Source organism: Saccharothrix sp. ST-888, assembly GCF_000955975.1.
GTDB lineage: Bacteria > Actinomycetota > Actinomycetes > Streptomycetales > Streptomycetaceae > Kitasatospora.
This window is the reverse complement of sequence record NZ_JYJF01001015.1, coordinates 1-296: the sequence shown is the minus strand read 5'-3', so window position 1 is coordinate 296 and position 296 is coordinate 1. Positions and strand designations below refer to the sequence as shown.

Annotated in this window: 1 protein-coding gene; it reads left to right on the top strand. The window is 72.0% G+C overall.

Translation table 11 applies throughout. From position 1 onward, the window contains the following. A partial coding sequence (locus UK12_RS35375; protein ID WP_045307328.1) for a ketoacyl-synthetase C-terminal extension domain-containing protein occupies positions 1-296 on the top strand: 296 nt, incomplete at both ends.

Sequence of the window (296 nt, the reverse complement as noted above, 5' to 3'; positions counted from 1 at the left end):
CGAACCCTCCCCGCACGTGGACTGGTCGGCGGGCGCGGTCTCGCTGCTCACCGAGACGACCGAGTGGCCGGAGACCGGCGAGCCCCGCCGGGTCGGCATTTCGGCGTTCGGCGTGAGCGGGACGAACGCGCACACGATCCTGGAGCAGGCACCGACTGTTGAGGCTGCGGCTGCCGGGGAGACGGTCTCGCCGTCGTTGGTGCCGGTGGTTCCGGTGGTGCTGTCGGCGAAGGGTGAGGTGGCGCTGCGGGCGCAGGCCGAGCGGTTGCTGTCCGCTGGTGATGCCGAACTGGTCG